Genomic DNA, 18074 nt, shown 5'->3' with positions numbered 1-18074 from the left:
ACACTGCGCCGGCAGCGTGCACTTCAGCGCGAGTAGCCACACGCGCCCGGCATCGGCGCTGGCGTTCCTCGATCCCCCATACAACACCACCGGACATGTCGAACAAAAAAATCGTCAAGGCATCACCGCCCGATGATCAGGGCGCTTCCATCGTCTCGCGTCGTGGGTTCCTGAAGTTTGCCGGCGCTTCCAGCCTCGCCACGGCGGCGGGCACGCTCGCGTCGGCGGCGCGGGCCGCCAACGGCAATCCGCCGGACGGCACGCCGGAGCAGGTTCACCTGACCTGGGGCAACGACCCGACGAGCGAAGTCACGGTGTCGTGGGCGTCGCTTGCGCCGGCGGTGAATCCGCAGGTGCGTTTCAGCGGCGCGGATTCGAAGCGGCACACCGTGCATGCGGTGCAAAGCACGTACACCGACGGCATTAACGGCGAGGTCGTGTTTGCCTATCACGCGCGTCTGCGCAATCTGAAGGCCGATACGAATTACCAGTACGAGGTGACGGCCGAGAACGACGGCAATGCGGCCCAGCCTTTTTCCGCGAGCTTTCGCACGGCGCCGCGCGGGCGCGCGCCGTTTCGCTGGACGAGCTACGGCGACCTCGCGACGCCGAATACCGGCTGGGTGTTGTCGTCGCCGCAAAGCCGCTTCGCGGTGCAGGCGGTCGAGCGCTTCCAGCCGCTGTTCCACCTGCTCAACGGCGACCTTTGCTATGCCAACCTGAATCCGCTGCAACAGCCGGCGGTGTGGCGCGACTTCGGCAACAACGCGCAGACGTCGGCGTCGAACCGGCCCTGGATGCCCTGTCCCGGCAATCACGAACTCGAATTCAATAACGGCGAACAGGGACTGGCGTCGTATCTCGCGCGCTATACGCTGCCGGATAATCATTCGCGCTTCCAGGGCCGCTGGTACAGCTTCCGCGTGAGTTCCGTGCTCTTCATCTCGCTCGATGCGGACGACGTCGTCTATCAGGACGCGGCAGCGTTCGTGGCCGGGCCGGCGCCGCTAGTGCCGGTCGCGAGCACCGGCAATCCGCCGATTCAACCGGGCACCTCGTTATACGTGCGCGGATATAGCGATGGCGAGCAGACCCGCTGGCTCGAAAAGGTCCTGCACCACGCGGCGCAGGACGACGAAGTGGACTGGATCATCGTCCAGATGCATCAGGACGCGCTGAGTTCGTCGCAGACCGGCAACGGTTCGGATAAGGGCATCCGCGAGGCCTGGCTGCCGCTGTTCGACCGCTACGGTGTCGACCTGGTGTTGTGCGGCCACGATCACGACTACGAGCGCAGCTACCCCGTGCGCGGCTGCAATCATCACAAGGGCAGCGACATCGCGACGGGCCGGCCAGTCGATACATTGCAGCCGAAGCCGGTGATGTCGGCGGTATCATCGGGCGCGTCGACGTTCGACACGAGCCACGGCACGATTCACCTGATTCTCGGCGGCGGCGGCACGAGCGCGCCGCTCGATGTGTACGGTGTGGATATCGGCACGGGGCTGCCGCAAGCGCGGATTTTCACGCGACCCAATCGCCCGGTTGTGGGGACGACGGCAGGGACGTTCGCGCGCGCCAGCGCGGACGCCGTCGAGGACGCGATCTGGTCGGCGCAACGCGACACCGGCACGGGCTACGGTATTGCGGTGTTCGATCATGACCCGGGACACCGCGGCGGCGAAACGACGATCACGATGAACTACTATCACGCGCCCGGTGCGGACCAGACGCCGACGCCGAACTACGAGTTGTTCGAGACGATCGAGTTGAAGAAGAAGCGCCGTGGTTGAGCGCTGAATGAGCATGAGCGGCGGGTCGGCGAGACAACGGAGTACCGTGATTCGTCGACCCGCCACCGGGTTGCACAACATATGACCCGGTCAACCGGATAACTTCAGCGGGCCAGTCTTCGCCTCTCCCCTTCGCTCTTCTCGAGTATGTCGCATGCAGTGCCGCGCATTTCCACGCACGTTGCAGCCGCCGGCTTCGATCACTCTCCTACTGTGTAACCCACTGCGCTCAAATCACCCGGTCATTTTGTTACACGTCTTACCGGGTTGGTCCGGCGTGGTTACAAACGCCTTTCGTCAGGCCGGTTATACTCGGCGCCGTCTCAAGAAAACAAAACACCAGTTATGTCGAAGAAAATCATTCAGGTGGTTGCCGTTGCTGTGTTGACCGCTGCGGCGTCTTTGTCGGCAGTGGCCGGCGATATGAACAACATGCTCGGCGGCGCGCTCGGCGGTGTGGCCGGCGCGGCGCTCGGTGGCGCGGTGGGCGGCAGCACGGGCGCGGTTATCGGCGGTGCGGTGGGCGGTGGCGCCGGCGGTGCAGTGACGTCGAATCGCCGCGAGCGCACGGGCGCGATTATTGGCGGCGCGCTGGGCGGCGGTGCGGGCACGGCAGCCGGCAATGCGATGGGCGGCCGCTCGGGCGGCCTCATCGGCGCGGCAGTGGGCGGTGGCGCGGGCTCGGCGCTCGGCGGCAACGTCTCGCGCTCCAACTCGTACGCCGACGATAATTCGCGCGGCTACCGCTCCGGCAAGCGTCATCACAAGCATCGTCATTACGACTGAGCGCGTCACGCTCGCGCTTGAATTCACCTAGGCGCGAGCACGACGTTGTATTCATCAGGATGCATGAATCGGAGCCCAGGTTTCCGATTCATACCGACGCGAAGGCGAACACGGAGATGATCGACAGCGGCATAGCCGCGCTCAAAGGCTGGCAGACGGTAATGAACGCGCTCGTGATCAACCCCGAACGCGCGCGTGGCGCAGCAGGATCGGTGGATCAAGGAGAACCGGGCGCATATCGACGGATCGCTGGCGAAGCTGGATGTCGATTTCGACAAGGTGCTCGGCCGCTCGCGCGGGAATTGACTATCGCGTTGGATAGCGTGACGTCGCGGGCGCGGCGTTGATCCGACCGTGCTCGCGAGGTGGAGATCCGATAAGGCGCTTTACTACTTGTCCGCGAGTGGAAACGCAGCGTCGCGACCCGCACGCGGCGAAGGCGTCGCAGGCTTCAGACTGCCGATAAACGCCGCATCCGGCTTCATGACGAAAGTCAGCAGCACCCCGCAAGCCATCACGCCGATTGACAACAGAAAGGTGACGTTCCAGTTGCCCAGACGATCGATCAGATAACCGGCCATCACCGGGCTCACGATCGCCGCCGTGAAGCCCGTGCCGCTCATGATGCCGCTCGCCGTGCCCGAGCGGTCATAGGCGATGTCCATCGGAATGGCCCACATCGGGCCGATATTCATTTCATTGAAGAACATCGCGGCGGCGAGGAAGACCAGCGAGTACATCGGGTCGTGAATCAACACGACGGGGATCAGCGAGAGGCCGGTCATCGTCATGCAGAACGCAACGAGGGCGCTGCGCGCGAGTTTCAGATTGCCGGTGCGGCGCAACAGCCGATCGCTGATCAGTCCACCGACCAGATCGCCGAACACGCCCGCAATGAACACACCCGACGTGAAAATGACCGCCTTCTTGATGTTCAGATGGAAGCTGTGCATGAAGTAGAGCGGCATCCAGTCCAGCATCAGCCAGAGAATCCAGTTGTAGCAGAAATACACGGCGGAGACCGGCAACAGGCGCCGATAAAGCCGCGCCCAGGTGCCGGGCGCTTCCACCGGACGAACTCTCGGCGGCGGCAGGCTATGAATTTCTTCGGCGGTGATGCGCGGGTGATCCGCGGGTTTCTCGGTGTACGTGATGTACCACAACACGAGCCAGCCGAAACTCAGCGCACCGAGCAGATAGAACGCAAAGCGCCAGTCGAACGCGGTCATCAGCGCCAGCACGAGTATCGGCGCGATGGCGTTGCCAAGCCGCGCCGACGAATGCGTGATGCCTTGTGCGAAACCGCGCCGGTCCTTCTTCACCCACGACGCCATCGCGCTGGTAGAGGCGGGGAAGGTCGCGCCTTCGCCGAGACCCAGCAGCAGGCGCGCCGCGACGAGCGTCGCGAAACCGCCCGCGAGTCCCGTCAGCGTGGTCGCCACGGCCCAGATGAACGCGCAGGCGATCAGCGTGCGCTTCGCGCCGAAGCGGTCGCTCACCCAGCCGCCGATGAACTGGAACACCACGTACGGATACGCAAATGCCGAGAAGATGAAGCCGAGCTGTGTGTTGCTCAGTCCGAGTTCCGATTTGAATTGCCCGGCGGCGGTGCTGATGTTGACGCGATCGACGTAGGTGATGAAGTACATCAGGCACAACATCAGCAGGACGGTGGTGGTCGCCTTGAATTGCAATCGTTTCATGTCTCACTCCACGTTGTTCGTTTATTGTTATTTCGGCGCACCCGAGGTGAAGGCGATCACGGCGTCCTTGAAGCGGGTGCTGCCGTACACCTCGTCGATCAGGTCTTCGTCGTCGAGCCGCTGTTCGACGACGATGCGGCGCAAGCTCTCCTTCACCGCTTTCTGCGTGACCGGCGACAACGCCATGAGCCGTTGCGCGAGCGCATGCGCCGCCTCCTGCAACGCGCCGGGCGAGCAAACGTCGTGGACGTACCCGCATTCCAGCATGTCCGAGGCACTCAGATAGTCGGCGAGCATCAGCATCTTCTTGACGCGCGGCACGCCGAGGGCAGCCTGAAGCCGCGCGATGTTGCGCGAGGACAGCGTGTTCGACAGCGTCTTCGCGATCGGCGCGCCGAAGCGCGATGCATCGCTGCACAGTCTGAAGTCGCACGCTGTCGCGAGCGCGAGGCCGCCGCCCACGGCCCAGCCGTCGATCACGGCGAGGGTGGGCATCGCGATGCGTTCGACCGTATCGATGACGCGTTCCACGAAGGCCTCGTAGGCCACGCCATCGCGGCCGTCACGAAAGTCCTTGAAATACGCGATGTCCGTGCCGGCAATGAACGATTTGCCGCCCGCGCCGCGAAACAGGATGCAGCGCACGCCGCTGGTGCGTTCACACTGGCCGATGAGCGTGAGCAACGATTCGTACATGTCGAGCGTCATGGCGTTGTGCCGCTCGGGCCGATCGATCACGATCTCCGCTGCGCCCGAAGCATGCACTGTGAGGGTGACGGGTTCGTTCATGATGCCGTCCCGTTGATTTCGGCGAAGATTTCATCGTTGTGTTCACCGAGCAGCGGCGGGTGGCGGCGCACCGTTTGCGGCGTGCCGAGCATCTTGACCGGAAAGCCGATGTTCCTGACCTTGCCTTCAAGTGGATGGTCGATCTCCATGCACATGTGCCGGTGCGTGGCATGCTCGCTTTCGAACGCTTCCGGATAGGACAGGATCGGGCCGGCCGGAATGCCGGTCGCGAGCATCGCCTCGACCCACTCGGCGCTGTCGCGCTTCGCAAATTCCTGCTCCAGTACTTCGATCATCGCTTCGCGATTCTTCAGGCGCAGCGAGACGGTTGCATAGTCGGCGTGCGCGACGAGGTCCGGCCGCTGTAGCAATTCGCACAGCTTCGTCCACAGCTTCTGATTAGTTGCGCCCATGACGAAGTAGCCGTCGCGCGCTTTCACTGCCTGATAGGGTGCGCTCATCTTGTTGCTGGTGCCGAGCGGCGTCGGCGGCACGCCTGTGCCCCAGTACTCCGACATGTCCCAGATCGAAAAGGCCATCACGGAATCGAACAGCGACGCGTCGATGTGCTGACCCTCGCCGGTTTTCTGCGCGCCGATGTAGGCCGACAACAGGCCGTACACCGCGAACAGCGCGCAGCCGATATCGGCCACCGGCACGCCTGCCTTCACGGGCTTGCCGCCCTTGTAGCCAGTCACGCTCATGACGCCGGACATCGCCTGCGCCATCAGATCGAAGCCCGGGCGCGAGGCCCAGGGGCCGCTTTGCCCGAAGCCGGAGATGCTCACGTAGACGATCTTCGGATTGATTGCCTTGATCGACTCGTAGTCGATATGCAGGCGCTGCACCACGCCGGGACGGTAGTTTTCGACGATCACGTCGGCGGTCTTCGCGAGTTTGTAGAAGAACTCGCGGCCTTCGTCGCTCTTGAGGTCCAGCGTCAGAGAACGCTTGTTGCGGTTCATGTTCAGGAAGCCCATGCTGTCGGGACCCTTCATCTTGAATCCCATCGCGCCGCGAGTCTGATCGCCTTCCAGCGGCTCGACCTTGATCACGTCCGCGCCCAGGTCGGCCAGCAGCATGCAGGCGAACGGGCCCGCCATGACCTGGCTCACGTCCAGCACGCGGATGCCTTGCAGCGGCAGATGTTTCGATTCGGTCATATCGAGGTTCCTTTGGTACGTTGATTCGTCGTTTCGAAGTGGCGGGAGGATTGCCCGCTCGCGTCAATGTGCAACGAGGCGTGTGGGGAGGACGGGTGTCAGCGCGAGACGCTGGGACGCATGGCTGCCGAAGGTTGCCAGGAATGCGCAAGCGCGAATGAGAACGTTTGGGGAGTCCGCGACGCGGTGCATTGACCGCTTTTCGTGGGGGTGCATCGCGCGATGCTGTCGGTGGTCGCGCCAGGGCCACGGGGCATGATTTGTCTCCGGCTAATCGTTATGCCCCACTGTCGCCGACTGCAAAGGCCGCCGCAAGAATGACCGCGTCATGTCTGGTTTCGCGAGCGGCGAAACCGGAGGGAGTCGAACGATTACGCCGGGTGGCCGAGCAATTCGGTCACCACGTTGCGCAGCGTCTGTTCCTGCGCGTGTCCTTCGACACACGAGAGCACATAGCTGCGCTGATGCCAGTCCCCTTGCAACTCGGCCGATGCGAGCGCTTTCTCCGGATGAAAACTGCGCAGCACGTCGGGTGGCATCAGACCGACCCCGAGCCCATGGCGCACCATCGCGAGCATGGTGTCGAAGCCGCTGGCGGTGAAATTGTTGGCGAACAGGCGTCCGCGGCTGCGATATGCGCGCTGCACGGCCGAGAGCACTGCGGAGCCCTTGCCGAGACTCACGATGGGCAGATCGAGAATGTCGTCGATCCCAACCGGTTCGTCACGAAACCGGAAATGCGCGCGGCTATAGACGAGCACGAGCCGGTCGTCGCGGTACGGCGATTTGGCGAGGTCGAGAAAGCCGCTCTTCTTCTCATAGATGCCCACGTCGATCACTTTGTCGCGCAGCAGCTGTTGCACGATCTTGCTGTTCTCTTCGACGATCTTCAGCGTGATGCCCGGATACTTGCGCTGGATGCCGGCAATCTCGCGAGCGAGGAACTGGATCACGACCGCCTTCGGCGCGCCGATGATGATGCGGCCGTCGAGCCCATGATTGAGCGCCAGCGCGTCGCCTTCGAGCCGGTCGATGAGGTTGTCGATCTGCCGGACGTATTGCAGCAGCTTGGCGCCCGATTCGGTGATTTCGACGCCGTGCGGCACACGGTTGAAGAGCTTCGCGCCGAGTTGCTCTTCGAGGTCCGACACGCGTCGCGATGCGGCGGCCACGGCCAGATTGAGCTTGTCGGCGGCGCGGGAGATGCTGCCTTCCTCGACGATAGCGAGGACCAGCCGAACGGTTGTCGTGTCGAATTTCAAAACGAACTCCAGACTTTGTCTTGTTCGAAGGATGAGCGCGGCGCAGTGGGCGGCGACGAACGGGCCGTGGTCGATCTCGTCATGATATCGGTGATGTGGCGTGATGCCGCCGGGGAGGGTGAGTGTCGAATCGTAGCGGGTTGGCACGCGGTGTCTGCTGTCACGCCGGCCGCGTTTCAGTCAGACACTCGCATGAATGTGATGTTGCCGTCGTCGCTCACGCATGCAGAATCAGTTTCTGCACGCGCCAGTTCAGCAGTTCCGCGACGAACAGCACATTCTCCGATGGACACGCCATCTGATGAATCCAGCCGAACTGCTTCGGTTGTTTGCCCGATTTGCCGAGCACGCCGAGCACTTTCCCATCGAGCGTCATCTTGTAGATGCGCCCCGGAAAAGCATCGGCGCTATAAAGCACCTGGTTCGGCCCCGGCGAAATGCAGATGGCCCACGGCGAACCGGGCGCGAACGTGCCGGCTGCGATCGCCGCTTCGTCGGGCATGTTGCCGATCGCCGGACGCGCATCCGGTGGCACCGGCACGTCGATGGTGAATTGCCGCAGGAAAGTGCCTTCGGTGTCGAACACCTGAATGCGGCGGTTGCTGCGGTCGGCGACATAGACGTTATCGTGCGCATCCACAGCGATGCTGTGCGGCGTATGAAACTGGCCCGGACCCGTGCCGCGGTCGCCCCACGACTTGATCCAGTTGCCGTCGCGATCGACTTTCGCCACGCGTGAGTTGATATAGCCGTCGCTGATGTACGTGTTGCCCGCGGCGTCCCACGCGACGTCCGTCACCTGACGAAAACGCCCGGGTTCGGAGGGCAGCGGCGGATTGGGATGCTTGAGCGGGCCGGTTTCCTCGTCGGCGGCTTCCTGCTTGCGGCCGAATACCATCGCAACCCGTCCATCCGGTGTGAACTTGATCACCATGTCGGAGCCTTTGTCCGTCACCCAGATGTTGTCCTGACGGTCCACCTTGACCGTGTGGGCGAACGACCATGCATAAAGGTTATGGCCGATCTCGCGCACGAAGCGTCCGTCGGGCGCGAACTCAAGCAGTTGCGCGGCGGCCGCGCCATACGCGGGGCCGTTGGTGTTGCCGCGCGACAGCACGAAGATGTGTCCGTGCGAGTTGAGCGCGACGCCGGAGCATTCGCCGAAATAGGTGTCTTTAGGTAAATGAACGGGATTGGCAACCGAATCGTAAGCAATGGCCGGCGCGTCTTGCGTGTCAGCGAATGCCGCAGGCATCGCGAGTCCGGCCGCAGTGCCGGCGATAAGACTCATGAACGCTCGACGACTCATTGCCCGATGCTCCGCGCTGCCACAGCACGGACAAAATGCCCCATATTGCTCGCTCATTCGGTGTCTCCTAGGCGATCGGCCTGATAGTCACGTCGTCAAGCTCTAAACGTGCACAGGCAATCGTAGTGCACAAAACGCTTAATAGCTAAGTCGTCGTTCTGTGTCAGGAGAGGGGGGCTCTGTGTTGTGCCGGCATCGCTCGCTCTCGCGCGTGTGATTCGAATTGGGCCTGCTTGAGCGGCAGGTCGGCGGCGAAATCCTTTGGGAAGTCTGCGGGATCACGCGCGGCACGAAGCCATGCGCGCCACACCAGTGATCGATTCACCGTTTTCGACACGGCGTGAGCGTTCGTATCGACATACTGGTCGGCGCGGACAACTATCTGGTCGAGAATGTGCGCATGACTGCTGATGGGCGCGACGCTGCTCGTCGCCCCGCATCGAAGATATGGAGTGAGCCGCGAAAGCGCAGACCGGTTTCGCCTGGTGTCGAGGAAACGGGCGCCTGGTGGGAACTCGAGGCGGCGTGTCGCAAACGCCAGCGCAAATGCAGATGTCGGTGAACACAGCGCGCGCAACGACAAACGCCTTCGCCGACCAACGCAACGATCTCTCTTTGCTACTATGTAAGCCCGCGACCGCTTTTGAACCGTAGAACAAGGAGAGGCAAATGAGCAAAGGATATTGGGTAACGAGTTACCGCAAGACCAACGACGCGTCGAAGCTGGCCGCTTACGCGCAACTCGCCGCGCCTGCCGTGGCAGCTGCCGGCGGCAAGTTCATCGTGCGCGGTGTGGCTGATGAGGCGCGCGAGCAGGGCTTGAAGGAGCGCACTGTCGTCATCGAGTTTGCGAGTTACGAGCAGGCGGTCGCCGCTTACGAAAGCGAAGCCTACAAGAAAGCGCTCGAAGCGCTGGGTGACGGCGTCGAGCGCGATCTGCGCATTGTTCGCGGCACGGACTAACGCAGCGGATACGGTGGGCAAGCCAATGCCCTATCGCACTGATATGCAGCAGTGAGGCGTTGGGCCGTCAATACAGAACTGGATTGACGGCTGGCCGCGAAGCAAGTCACCACCGGCTTTCGACCCGCGCCAGCTCACTTCACCGCCCCCAACGCCAGCCCCTTCACCAGATACCTCTGCAACCACGCGAACACGATCGAAACCGGCAGTGTCGCGCAGAGCGTAGCGGCCATCACCAGGTGCCACTGGACGACGTATTTCCCTGCGACCATATCCGTCACCTGCACGGTGAGCGTCTTGTTCTCCGGCGAACGGATCAACGTATAAACCACGGCGAACTCGTTCCACGCGTTGATGAACGTGAAGATCGCCGTCACGACGATCGCCGGCACCGCCAGCGGCAGGAACACCTTGAACACCGCCTTGGTGCGCCCACATCCTTCGAGCCAGGCCGACTCTTCCAGATCGCGCGGCACCGTCTGGAAGTACGAAGACAGCATCCACACCGCAAACGCGATGTTGAAGGCCGCATACGAAACGATCACGCCGATCTTGGAGTCGACCAGGTTGCCATCGCCGAACGGAATCATCGCGGCGAGCCGGAACAGACCGACCACGAGCAGAATGGGCGACAGCATCTGCGTGACGAGCAGAAACTGGCGATACAGGCCACGTCCGCGAAACGGAAAGCGGGCGAGTGCATAAGCGGCAGGCAAGCTCACCGCCAGCGCGAGCATCGTCGACAGCAAGCTGATGATCGTGCTATTACGCAGGGCCACGCCGAAGTTGGCCGCTTCCCACATGTCGATGAAATTGCGCCACTGCCACTGCACAGGCAGCCAACGCGCCGGATAGACAAAGATCTCGGAAGCCGGCTTCAACGCTGTGAAAAACATGACGGCGAACGGAAACAGCACGACCACCACCAGCGGCGACAGCGCGAGCCAGCACCACAGCGAGCGCTTCATCTTCGCGTCGAAACTCATGACGGATCTCCTTCTTTCGCGGGCTGCAGGCGCAGATAGGCGATCGAGAAAAGGAACAGCATGACGAGCATGATCAGCGAGACGGCGGCGGCTTCACCGGGACGGCCGAGCCGGAACCCCAGCTCATACAGGTACGTGACGAGAATGTGCGTGCTGTTGTCGGGGCCGCCTTGCGTCATCACCCAGATGATCGGGAACGAGTTGAACACGTAGATCACGTTCAGCAGGATTGTCATGTTGATGAACGGGCGCAGCAGCGGCATCGTCAGCTTGCGGAACTGTTGCCACGCGCTCGCGCCGTCGATTCGCGCGGCTTCGTAGATGTCGCCGGGCACCGACGACAGGCCGCCCAGCAGGATCGTCACAGTAAAGGGAATCGACACCAGAATGCCGACGGCGATCTCCACCGGGAACGCGAGCTCCGGCGTCGCGAGCCAATGGATTGGTCCGCCTATCAAGCCGAGCCGCTGCAACGTGACGTTGACCATGCCGTAGTCGTCGTTGAAGGCCCAGCGCCAGACCACGGCGGTCATTGTCAGCGAGACGGACCACGGCAGCATCACGATGGTGCGCGCCACGCCGCGTCCATGAAAATCCTGATTCAGCACCAGGGCGACCGGCACCGAAATCAGCACCGTGCCGCCCACCACGCAGACGGTCCAGATGATCGTGCGCCGGGTCGACGCGATGAACACGGGGTCGTTGAAAACCGCATAGAAATTCTGCAGGCCGGTGAAATCGCGGATCGCGCCGAAGCGTGAGACTTCGTGCAGCGATTGCCACACGATGTTGAAAATCGGATAGCTGATGATGAAAAGCGCCAGTATCAGACTCGGCGCAATCAGCAACCAGGGCGCTTGCAAGCGCGAAGAAGCGGAACGGCTCATGCGTGCTCGATCGTAAGACGCGCCCGCGTTATGCAGCGGGCGCGACGGGATGGGCCGAATACATCAGGTGCGATCAGGTGCAATCAGGTGCATCACAACCGGAACGCGCGCCGCCTTTGGCAACGACGGCGCGCGTTCCGGGTTCAACAAATCCCACCACGGAGCGACGACGCGATCAATGCCCGAGCGACTTGTTCGCTTGCGCGGCCGCCGCATTGAGCGCAGCAGCCGGCTGCGCCTTGCCGAGGTAGATCGACTGCATCGCGTCGGTTACGGCCTTCGCGGTGTCTTCCCAGCCGGTCACGGTCGGTGCGAAGTGGGCCGTCGGCAGCAGCGCGACGAATGCTTTGGTATCCGGATCGTTGAACGCCGGATCGGTCGCTTCGGCCTTCGTGGTCGGCAGGAAGCCTTCGGTCGTCGTGAACTCGACGCGCGGTTCCTTCGTGAACAGATAGTCGAGGAACTTCCATGCCGACTTCTTCACCTTCGAGTTCTTGAACATCACGATCGAATCGGTGACGGCATAGGTGGCGTGCGTGGTGCCCATCGGAATCGGATCGATACCGTACTTCAGATTCGGCGCTTCCTTCTTGATCTGCTTCGCGAGGAACGGCGCGGAAATCATCATCGCGACGCGGCCCTGCTTGAACAGGTTCTGCACGTCTTCGCGGCTGTAGCCGGTCACGCCCGGTTGCGTGAGACCCTGATCGATCATGGTCTTGTACAGCGTGGCCGCCTTGATGCCGGCCGGCGAATTGAACGCCGCCTTGCCGTCCTTGCCGACCACGTCGCCGCCGTTGGTCCACAGCGCGTAGTAATAGTAGACGTCGGTTTCGATTTCCTTGCCTTGCAGACCGAAGCCGGCGATGCCTTGCGCTTTCAGTTTCTTCGACGCGTTGATCACGTCGTCCCAGGTCTTCGGACCGTCGGGGTAGCCGACCTTCGCGAGCAGATCCTTGTTGTAGTACAACGCGCGTGCGGACGCGGCGATCGGCAGGCCGTAGGTCTTGCCGTTGATCTGACCAGGCGCCAGGAACGGACCGATGAAGCGGCCCTTGAAGTTCGCGTCCATATAGCCGTCGAGCGGCTCGGCCACGTCGTCCTTCACGAAGTCGAGCAGCCAGCGCGTGCCGACGATCGCGAGGTCGGCGTTGGCGTTGCCCGAGATGTCCGTTTGCAGCTTCTGTTGCAGCGTGTCCCAGTTCACGTCTTCGATCTTGATGGTCGTGCCGGGGTTGGCCTTCTCGAAGTTGCGGGCCATTTTTTCGAAGTACGGCGCGGTCGCGTCGCTGTAGTGGGCGACGGTGACGCGGACCGTGTCGGCGTGAGCCGCGACGGCGATACCTGCAAACGCGAGCGCCACGGCAACTTTGCCGAGCGCGAGGGAAGCACGGGCATGCAACGACATTTCTCTCTCCTGTGTCGAACGGAGTGGGCGCTTTCGCGTTTGCTCCGGTCCCATCCAACGATGGTGGGGTGGTCTGCTGCCGTCGCCGGCCGCGTGGGTTGAATTGTTTGAAAAAATCCTACATGACGCAAAATTGCTTGTCACGTAGGGTCTGCGATATTTTTTCCAAGCTGGTTTTGTGCATATGATGCTGTAAAACAGGGGTATTCTTATCACGCGATGTCATGGATACCCAGTCTTCGGGATGACTAGTCAACTGTCTCACCGTCAGTTTTGTAGGAAATTTACACGCTGCGAAGCTGCCGGGCGGCGAGATCGAGGAGCGAGGCGGACATGAATCGTGTGGTGTTGGTAACAGGCGCCTGCGGCGGCATCGGCAGCGTGTTGTGCAAGCGCTTCGTGGAAGCGGGCGATACGGTGCTCGCGCTCGATATCGACGCGGCCGCGCTGAGCGCGTTGACCGCGCAACTCGGCGCGGCGCACGTCACGCCGATCGCCGTCGATCTCGGCGACGCCGCCGCGGTGCAGCAAGCGGTGGCCGCCGCCGTCAAGACACGCGGTCCGGTGGACGTGCTGGTCGCGAACGCCGGCGCGGCGTTGGGCACGACGCTCGCCGCCACCGATGCCGCGAGCTGGCAGCGCGATATTCATCTGAATCTGAACGGCACGTATCACACGGTGGAGGCGGTACGGGCGTCGATGATCGAGCGGCAGCGCGGCGCGCTGGTGCTGATCGGTTCGGTGAACGGCATGGCCGCGCTCGGTCATCCGGCGTACAGCGCGGCGAAGGCCGGACTGATCAGCTACACGAAGGCGCTCGCGATCGAACTGGGCCGTTATGGCATTCGCGCCAACATCGTGTGTCCGGGCACCGTGAAGACGCAGGCCTGGCAGGCGCGTGTCGACAAGAATCCGCAGGTCTTCGAGGATCTGAAGAAGTGGTACCCGTTGCGCGACTTCGCGACGCCCGACGACATCGCCGACGCGGTGCTGTTTCTCGCGTCGCCGATGGCGCGCGTGATTACCGGCGTTGCGTTGCCGGTCGACGGCGGTCTGATGGCGGGCAATCGTCTGATGGCGGAAGAACTGACGCTCGAATCGCTTTGAACCGCTACACACTCCGGATCAACGCAGCAAGACAATGAGGACAGCATGGCAGCAGTGCAACTGAGCGGCATCTTCAAACGCTACGGCGACACGCAAGTGGTGCACGGCATCGATCTTCACATCGACGACGGCGAGTTCGTCGTACTGGTCGGGCCGTCGGGCTGCGGCAAGAGCACGCTGATGCGGATGGTGGCCGGACTCGAAGAGATCAGCGGCGGCGATCTGATGATCGGCGGCACGCGGGCGAATTCGCTCGCGCCGCAGCAGCGCAATATCTCGATGGTGTTCCAGAGTTACGCACTCTATCCGCATCTGTCCGTCTACGAGAACATTGCGTTCGGTCCGCGTATTCGTAAGGAATCCTCGGCGAGTTTCAAGCCGCGCATCGAAGCCGCCGCGAAGATGCTGAACCTCAGCGGCTATCTGGACCGCTTGCCGCGCGCGCTGTCGGGCGGTCAGCGGCAACGCGTGGCGATGGGGCGCGCGGTGGTGCGCGAGCCGTCGCTGTTTCTGTTCGACGAACCGCTGTCGAATCTCGACGCCAAGCTGCGCGTGCAGATGCGCACGGAGATCAAGGCGCTGCATCAGCGGCTGAAGAATACGGTGATCTACGTCACGCACGATCAGATCGAAGCAATGACGATGGCCGACCGCATCGTCGTGATGAACGCAGGGCGCATCGAGCAGATCGGGCGTCCGCTGGAGCTGTACGATCATCCGGCGAACCTGTTCGTCGCGAGCTTCCTTGGCTCGCCGTCGATGAATTTTGCCGAGGGCGTGATCGTGAATCGCGCACAAGGGCAGGGCCTTGCATTGAAACTCGCGGACGGCGCCGAGATCGTGCTGGAGAGCGTGCCCGCCACGGCCGCGCCCGGCGCGAAGGTCACGCTCGGCGTGCGGCCCGAACATATCGAAACCGTCACGCAGACGCCGGACGCCGTGCTCGACGTCGAAGTGGTCGAGCCGACCGGCGCGGAGACGCACTTGTACGGGAAAATAGGCGGCAACACGTGGTGCGTGACGACGCGCCAGCGCTCGAAAGTCGAGCCTGGCCAGCGCGTGACGCTGCGCTTGCCGGCCGAGCATATTCATCTGTTCGATACGGAGAGTGGACGCAGGCTGGTCTGAACCGCGTGTTGCCGCTTGAAGGCCATTCAAGCCGATTGAAGCTGATCGAAGCTGCGAGCGACGCGGATTCATTTAACCCTCGAGGAACACCGGGTGTCCGCACCGAACTTGATTCCCCACATCCGCAGCGCACTTGCCAGTTTGCGGCCCGCCGAACGCAAGGTCGCCGACATGGTGTTGAGCGACGTCGACTTCGCGATGCGCGCGAGCATCACCGAACTGGCGCAGCGCGCGGAGGTGTCCGAGCCTTCCGTCACGCGCTTTTGCCGCGCGATCGGCGCGCATGGGCTGCGCGACTTCAAGATGCAACTGGCGCAGAGCGTGGCGGGCGGACTGCCGTACGCATCGACGGCGGTGGCGCGCGACGACGACGTGCAAACCTTGATGGGCAAGGTCGGCGAGGCGGCGATCGACGGCATTACGCATGCGTGCGGCGCGCTGGACCCGGCGGTGGTCGAGAGTGCGATTGCGGCGTTGTCGAGCGCAGGGCGGGTGTTTTTCTTCGGCGTGGGTTCCGGCTCGGGGCTCGTCGCGCAAGATGCGGCGTTGCGGTTCTTGCGAATCGATATCGCGTCCACGGCGTTTACCGACGGTCATTTGCAGCGGCTGTACGCGGGCCTGATGGAGCCGGGCGACGTGGCCTTTGCGATTTCGCATTCAGGCCGCAGCGTCGAAGTGAACGAGAGCATTCAGATTGCCAAGGAGCGCGGCGCGACCACGATTGCATTGACCAATGTCGGTTCCCGGCTCGCGTGGCTCGTCGATATTCCGCTGCTGCTGCGCGTGCCGAGTCCGGTCGATCCGAATACGCCGGGCGTGTCGCGGCTCGTGCATCTGTGCATCATGGATGCGCTCGCGATTGGCGTCGCGCTGAAGGCCGGACCGAAGACACTCGAGAAGATGCGGCATGCGAAGGCGAGGCTGGCGTCTCATGGGCCGCAGGACGCGGGCGATTGAGTGCGGTCGTGAAGCGCCCGGTGCTGTTGTCTGGTTTGTTCAGAAGCCGATGGCCTTGCGCCGGCCCACTCTTCTTCAACTCCCGTCGGTTGCGGGCATCCAGCCGAACCTGTGCGACAGCCTCGACACCGCCGCACGCAACGTCTGTGCAGGGCCGCCCGCCAGTTCGCTATCGAAGCTCCCGCTCGGCCCCATTAACGCCAGCACGAGGCAGATGCTGCCGGTATGGTCGAACACCGGCGCAGCCAGGGTGCTGATGCCGGGCACGGGGCGGCTCAATGCCGTATCGATGCCGTCCGCTCGGATCCGCGCGAGCCGTTGCGCGTAGGGTGGACTCGCCGGCGCGAATTCCGGTTTGTCCGCAATGGGGGCTCCAGTCCCCGCCCCCGCCAGCCGCAAGTGATCCTGGGCGAGCAGACCCGCGCGAACATCATCCGCGACATACGCCGCGAACACGCGGCCGATCGCGGTGTTCACCAGCGACAGCACCGTGCCGACCCGCAGGCTCACATGCAACGGTCGCGCGGATTCCTCCAGCCGCACGACGGTCGGCCCGAGCGGCCCGAGCACCGCCATCGCCACGCTCATTGCCGTCGATGCCGCCAGCTCGACCACTTCGGGCTCCGCTTCACGCGTCGGCGACAGTCTTTGCAAGCCGATCAAACCCAGTTCCAGCGCGAGCGGCCCGGCTTCGAAACAGCCGGCCGCATCGCGATTGAGCAGGCCGATTTTCAGCAGACTCACCAGGTGCGGGAATGCCTTCGCCGGCGGCATGTCGGCTGCCGCCGCCAGATCGCGCAGGCTCAACGGGCGCGCCGCGGTGACCAGCGCAGTCAGCAATTCGCCCGTGCTATCGAGCGACTGGATGCCGCGCTGCGGCTTCGCATCGGCGCCTGAAGGGGGAGATCGGTCGGGAGAGTCGGTCACGATGCGGAAGAAACTGTCAGAGAAGCTGCGGCCGCCAGGTCGGCGCCGATGTCGTGGGCAGCGTTAAGCAGTGCGCGAGCGGTCGGGCCGTCGGCGGCGACATCGATCACGCCGGTCGAGCCGATCACCGTCAGCGCGAGCAGCAAACGGCCGTCGCCGTCCAGGACCGGCGCGCTCAGGCTGCTGATGCCAGGGCTCGGCGCATCCACGCTCGCCTCCAATCCGCGCTGGCGAATCCCGTTCAACGCTGCCGCGAAAGCGGCGCTTTTGCCGGGTGGCGTCATCGCGTCATCCGCCGCGCCTGATTGATTCGCCCACATCCCGGCCAGCTTGTCGCGCGGCAAAAACGCGCAAAATACGCGCCCCGTCGACGTGGCCGGCAGCGACATCACCGTGCCCACATGCAGATTGACGTGCAGCGGAAACCCCGCATGCTCATAACGGACGATGGTCGGCCCCTGTGGCCCGGCAATGCAGATCGCGACGCTGAATCCGATCGTTTCCGCCAGCGCCGCGACGCGCGGCACGGCGGCGCGAAACGCCGGCTGGTTTTCGAGGTGCAGCAAGCCGAGCCGCAGCGACAGCGGTCCGGGTTCATAACGGCCCGACAGTTCATCGCGCTTGATGAGACCCAGGCGACTCAGGCTCACCAGATAGGCATGCGCCTGTCCCGGTGCGATTTGCGCGGCGCCGGCGAGATCCGAGAGCGCCAGTGGCGTGCGTGCCTGGGCAAGCGCGAGCAACACCCGGCCGCCCACCTCGACGCTCTGAATGCCACGCTGCGTTTTACCGCCGTGCGCTGGCTCGTCGCCGCGCGCGCCTTTGCCTGTGGCCGCGTTTGCTGCTTTGCTCACTCCTGCGCTCGTCCGTAAAAAGCGTCCATCTTAATCGAATGGCCGTTCCTGC

The 18074-nt window shown here is 63.2% G+C and carries 16 protein-coding genes; 6 read left to right on the top strand and 10 right to left on the bottom strand.

The window, feature by feature from the left end:
• Positions 1–95 precede the first annotated feature (95 nt).
• Both B0G69_RS31115 and B0G69_RS31110 read left to right on the top strand, forming a co-directional pair.
• Positions 96–1793 (top strand): metallophosphoesterase family protein, encoded by a 1698-nt coding sequence (locus B0G69_RS31115; RefSeq protein WP_121323706.1) that lies wholly within the window; start codon positions 96–98, stop codon positions 1791–1793.
• 345 nt (positions 1794–2138) lie between these two features.
• On the top strand, positions 2139–2579 hold the full coding sequence (locus B0G69_RS31110; RefSeq protein ID WP_121323705.1) for a hypothetical protein: 441 nt from the start codon (positions 2139–2141) through the stop codon (positions 2577–2579).
• A 389-nt stretch (positions 2580–2968) separates the two neighbouring features.
• On the opposite strand, the gene B0G69_RS31105 is transcribed toward B0G69_RS31110, so the two are convergent.
• The 5 genes from B0G69_RS31105 to B0G69_RS31085 all read right to left on the bottom strand — a co-directional run bounded on the left by B0G69_RS31105 (position 2969) and on the right by B0G69_RS31085 (position 8862).
• Positions 2969–4282, bottom strand: a complete 1314-nt coding sequence (locus B0G69_RS31105; RefSeq protein WP_121323704.1) for an MFS transporter — start codon at positions 4280–4282, stop codon at positions 2969–2971.
• 27 nt (positions 4283–4309) lie between these two features.
• Positions 4310–5071 carry an enoyl-CoA hydratase gene (locus B0G69_RS31100; protein WP_121323703.1) on the bottom strand — a complete coding sequence of 254 codons (762 nt, stop codon included), beginning with the start codon at positions 5069–5071 and terminating at the stop codon, positions 4310–4312.
• Positions 5068–6234 (bottom strand): CoA transferase, encoded by a 1167-nt coding sequence (locus B0G69_RS31095; protein WP_121323702.1) that lies wholly within the window; start codon positions 6232–6234, stop codon positions 5068–5070. The genes B0G69_RS31100 and B0G69_RS31095 overlap by 4 nt, the downstream gene beginning before the upstream one ends.
• 371 nt (positions 6235–6605) lie before the next feature.
• Entirely contained in the window at positions 6606–7496 is an 891-nt protein-coding gene (locus B0G69_RS31090) for a LysR family transcriptional regulator (protein WP_121323701.1), read from the bottom strand.
• Between the two features lie 217 nt (positions 7497–7713).
• Positions 7714–8862, bottom strand: a complete 1149-nt coding sequence (locus B0G69_RS31085; protein WP_121323700.1) for a peptidyl-alpha-hydroxyglycine alpha-amidating lyase family protein — start codon at positions 8860–8862, stop codon at positions 7714–7716.
• 612 nt (positions 8863–9474) lie between these two features.
• Here B0G69_RS31085 and B0G69_RS31070 point away from each other — a divergent pair.
• On the top strand, positions 9475–9768 hold the full coding sequence (locus tag B0G69_RS31070; RefSeq protein ID WP_121323699.1) for a DUF1330 domain-containing protein: 294 nt from the start codon (positions 9475–9477) through the stop codon (positions 9766–9768).
• A 134-nt stretch (positions 9769–9902) separates the two neighbouring features.
• Here the strand turns inward: B0G69_RS31070 and B0G69_RS31065 are convergent, their stop codons facing one another.
• The 3 genes from B0G69_RS31065 to B0G69_RS31055 all read right to left on the bottom strand — a co-directional run bounded on the left by B0G69_RS31065 (position 9903) and on the right by B0G69_RS31055 (position 13049).
• Complete coding sequence (locus B0G69_RS31065) at positions 9903–10754, bottom strand: carbohydrate ABC transporter permease (RefSeq protein WP_121323698.1); 852 nt, start codon at positions 10752–10754, stop codon at positions 9903–9905.
• On the bottom strand, positions 10751–11641 hold the full coding sequence (locus tag B0G69_RS31060; RefSeq protein WP_121323697.1) for a sugar ABC transporter permease: 891 nt from the start codon (positions 11639–11641) through the stop codon (positions 10751–10753). The genes B0G69_RS31065 and B0G69_RS31060 overlap by 4 nt, the downstream gene beginning before the upstream one ends.
• 175 nt (positions 11642–11816) lie before the next feature.
• On the bottom strand, positions 11817–13049 hold the full coding sequence (locus B0G69_RS31055; protein WP_121323696.1) for a sugar ABC transporter substrate-binding protein: 1233 nt from the start codon (positions 13047–13049) through the stop codon (positions 11817–11819).
• Between the two features lie 333 nt (positions 13050–13382).
• On the opposite strand from B0G69_RS31055, the gene B0G69_RS31050 reads away from it, so the two are divergent.
• From B0G69_RS31050 to B0G69_RS31040, 3 genes are all read left to right on the top strand, one after another.
• On the top strand, positions 13383–14156 hold the full coding sequence (locus B0G69_RS31050; protein ID WP_121323695.1) for an SDR family oxidoreductase: 774 nt from the start codon (positions 13383–13385) through the stop codon (positions 14154–14156).
• Positions 14157–14201: 45 nt separating this feature from the next.
• Positions 14202–15284, top strand: a complete 1083-nt coding sequence (ugpC, locus tag B0G69_RS31045) for a sn-glycerol-3-phosphate ABC transporter ATP-binding protein UgpC (protein ID WP_121323694.1) — start codon at positions 14202–14204, stop codon at positions 15282–15284.
• Between the two features lie 93 nt (positions 15285–15377).
• Positions 15378–16241, top strand: a complete 864-nt coding sequence (locus tag B0G69_RS31040; protein ID WP_121323693.1) for an SIS domain-containing protein — start codon at positions 15378–15380, stop codon at positions 16239–16241.
• Positions 16242–16316: 75 nt separating this feature from the next.
• Here the strand turns inward: B0G69_RS31040 and B0G69_RS31035 are convergent, their stop codons facing one another.
• Positions 16317–17168 carry an IclR family transcriptional regulator gene (locus tag B0G69_RS31035; RefSeq protein ID WP_121323692.1) on the bottom strand — a complete coding sequence of 284 codons (852 nt, stop codon included), beginning with the start codon at positions 17166–17168 and terminating at the stop codon, positions 16317–16319.
• Positions 17165–18022, bottom strand: coding sequence for an IclR family transcriptional regulator (locus B0G69_RS31030; protein ID WP_121323691.1), 858 nt, complete (start codon positions 18020–18022; stop codon positions 17165–17167). The genes B0G69_RS31035 and B0G69_RS31030 overlap by 4 nt, the downstream gene beginning before the upstream one ends.
• Positions 18023–18074 lie beyond the last annotated feature (52 nt).

This window comes from Paraburkholderia sp. RAU2J (genome assembly GCF_003634845.1).
Lineage (GTDB): Bacteria > Pseudomonadota > Gammaproteobacteria > Burkholderiales > Burkholderiaceae > Paraburkholderia > Paraburkholderia fynbosensis.
This window is presented reverse-complemented; position numbering and strand designations above follow the sequence as displayed.

What these genes read in the sequence shown, in the direction of transcription:
- B0G69_RS31115 (WP_121323706.1), top strand. Translation starts at nt 96, where the DNA reads ATGTCGAACAAAAAAATCGTCAAGGCATCACCGCCCGATGATCAGGGC.
- B0G69_RS31110 (WP_121323705.1), top strand. Translation starts at nt 2,139, where the DNA reads ATGTCGAAGAAAATCATTCAGGTGGTTGCCGTTGCTGTGTTGACCGCT.
- B0G69_RS31105 (WP_121323704.1), bottom strand. Translation starts at nt 4,282, where the DNA reads ATGAAACGATTGCAATTCAAGGCGACCACCACCGTCCTGCTGATGTTG.
- B0G69_RS31100 (WP_121323703.1), bottom strand. Translation starts at nt 5,071, where the DNA reads ATGAACGAACCCGTCACCCTCACAGTGCATGCTTCGGGCGCAGCGGAG.
- B0G69_RS31095 (WP_121323702.1), bottom strand. Translation starts at nt 6,234, where the DNA reads ATGACCGAATCGAAACATCTGCCGCTGCAAGGCATCCGCGTGCTGGAC.
- B0G69_RS31085 (WP_121323700.1), bottom strand. Translation starts at nt 8,862, where the DNA reads ATGAGCGAGCAATATGGGGCATTTTGTCCGTGCTGTGGCAGCGCGGAG.
- B0G69_RS31070 (WP_121323699.1), top strand. Translation starts at nt 9,475, where the DNA reads ATGAGCAAAGGATATTGGGTAACGAGTTACCGCAAGACCAACGACGCG.
- B0G69_RS31065 (WP_121323698.1), bottom strand. Translation starts at nt 10,754, where the DNA reads ATGAGTTTCGACGCGAAGATGAAGCGCTCGCTGTGGTGCTGGCTCGCG.
- B0G69_RS31060 (WP_121323697.1), bottom strand. Translation starts at nt 11,641, where the DNA reads ATGAGCCGTTCCGCTTCTTCGCGCTTGCAAGCGCCCTGGTTGCTGATT.
- B0G69_RS31055 (WP_121323696.1), bottom strand. Translation starts at nt 13,049, where the DNA reads ATGTCGTTGCATGCCCGTGCTTCCCTCGCGCTCGGCAAAGTTGCCGTG.
- B0G69_RS31050 (WP_121323695.1), top strand. Translation starts at nt 13,383, where the DNA reads ATGAATCGTGTGGTGTTGGTAACAGGCGCCTGCGGCGGCATCGGCAGC.
- ugpC (WP_121323694.1), top strand. Translation starts at nt 14,202, where the DNA reads ATGGCAGCAGTGCAACTGAGCGGCATCTTCAAACGCTACGGCGACACG.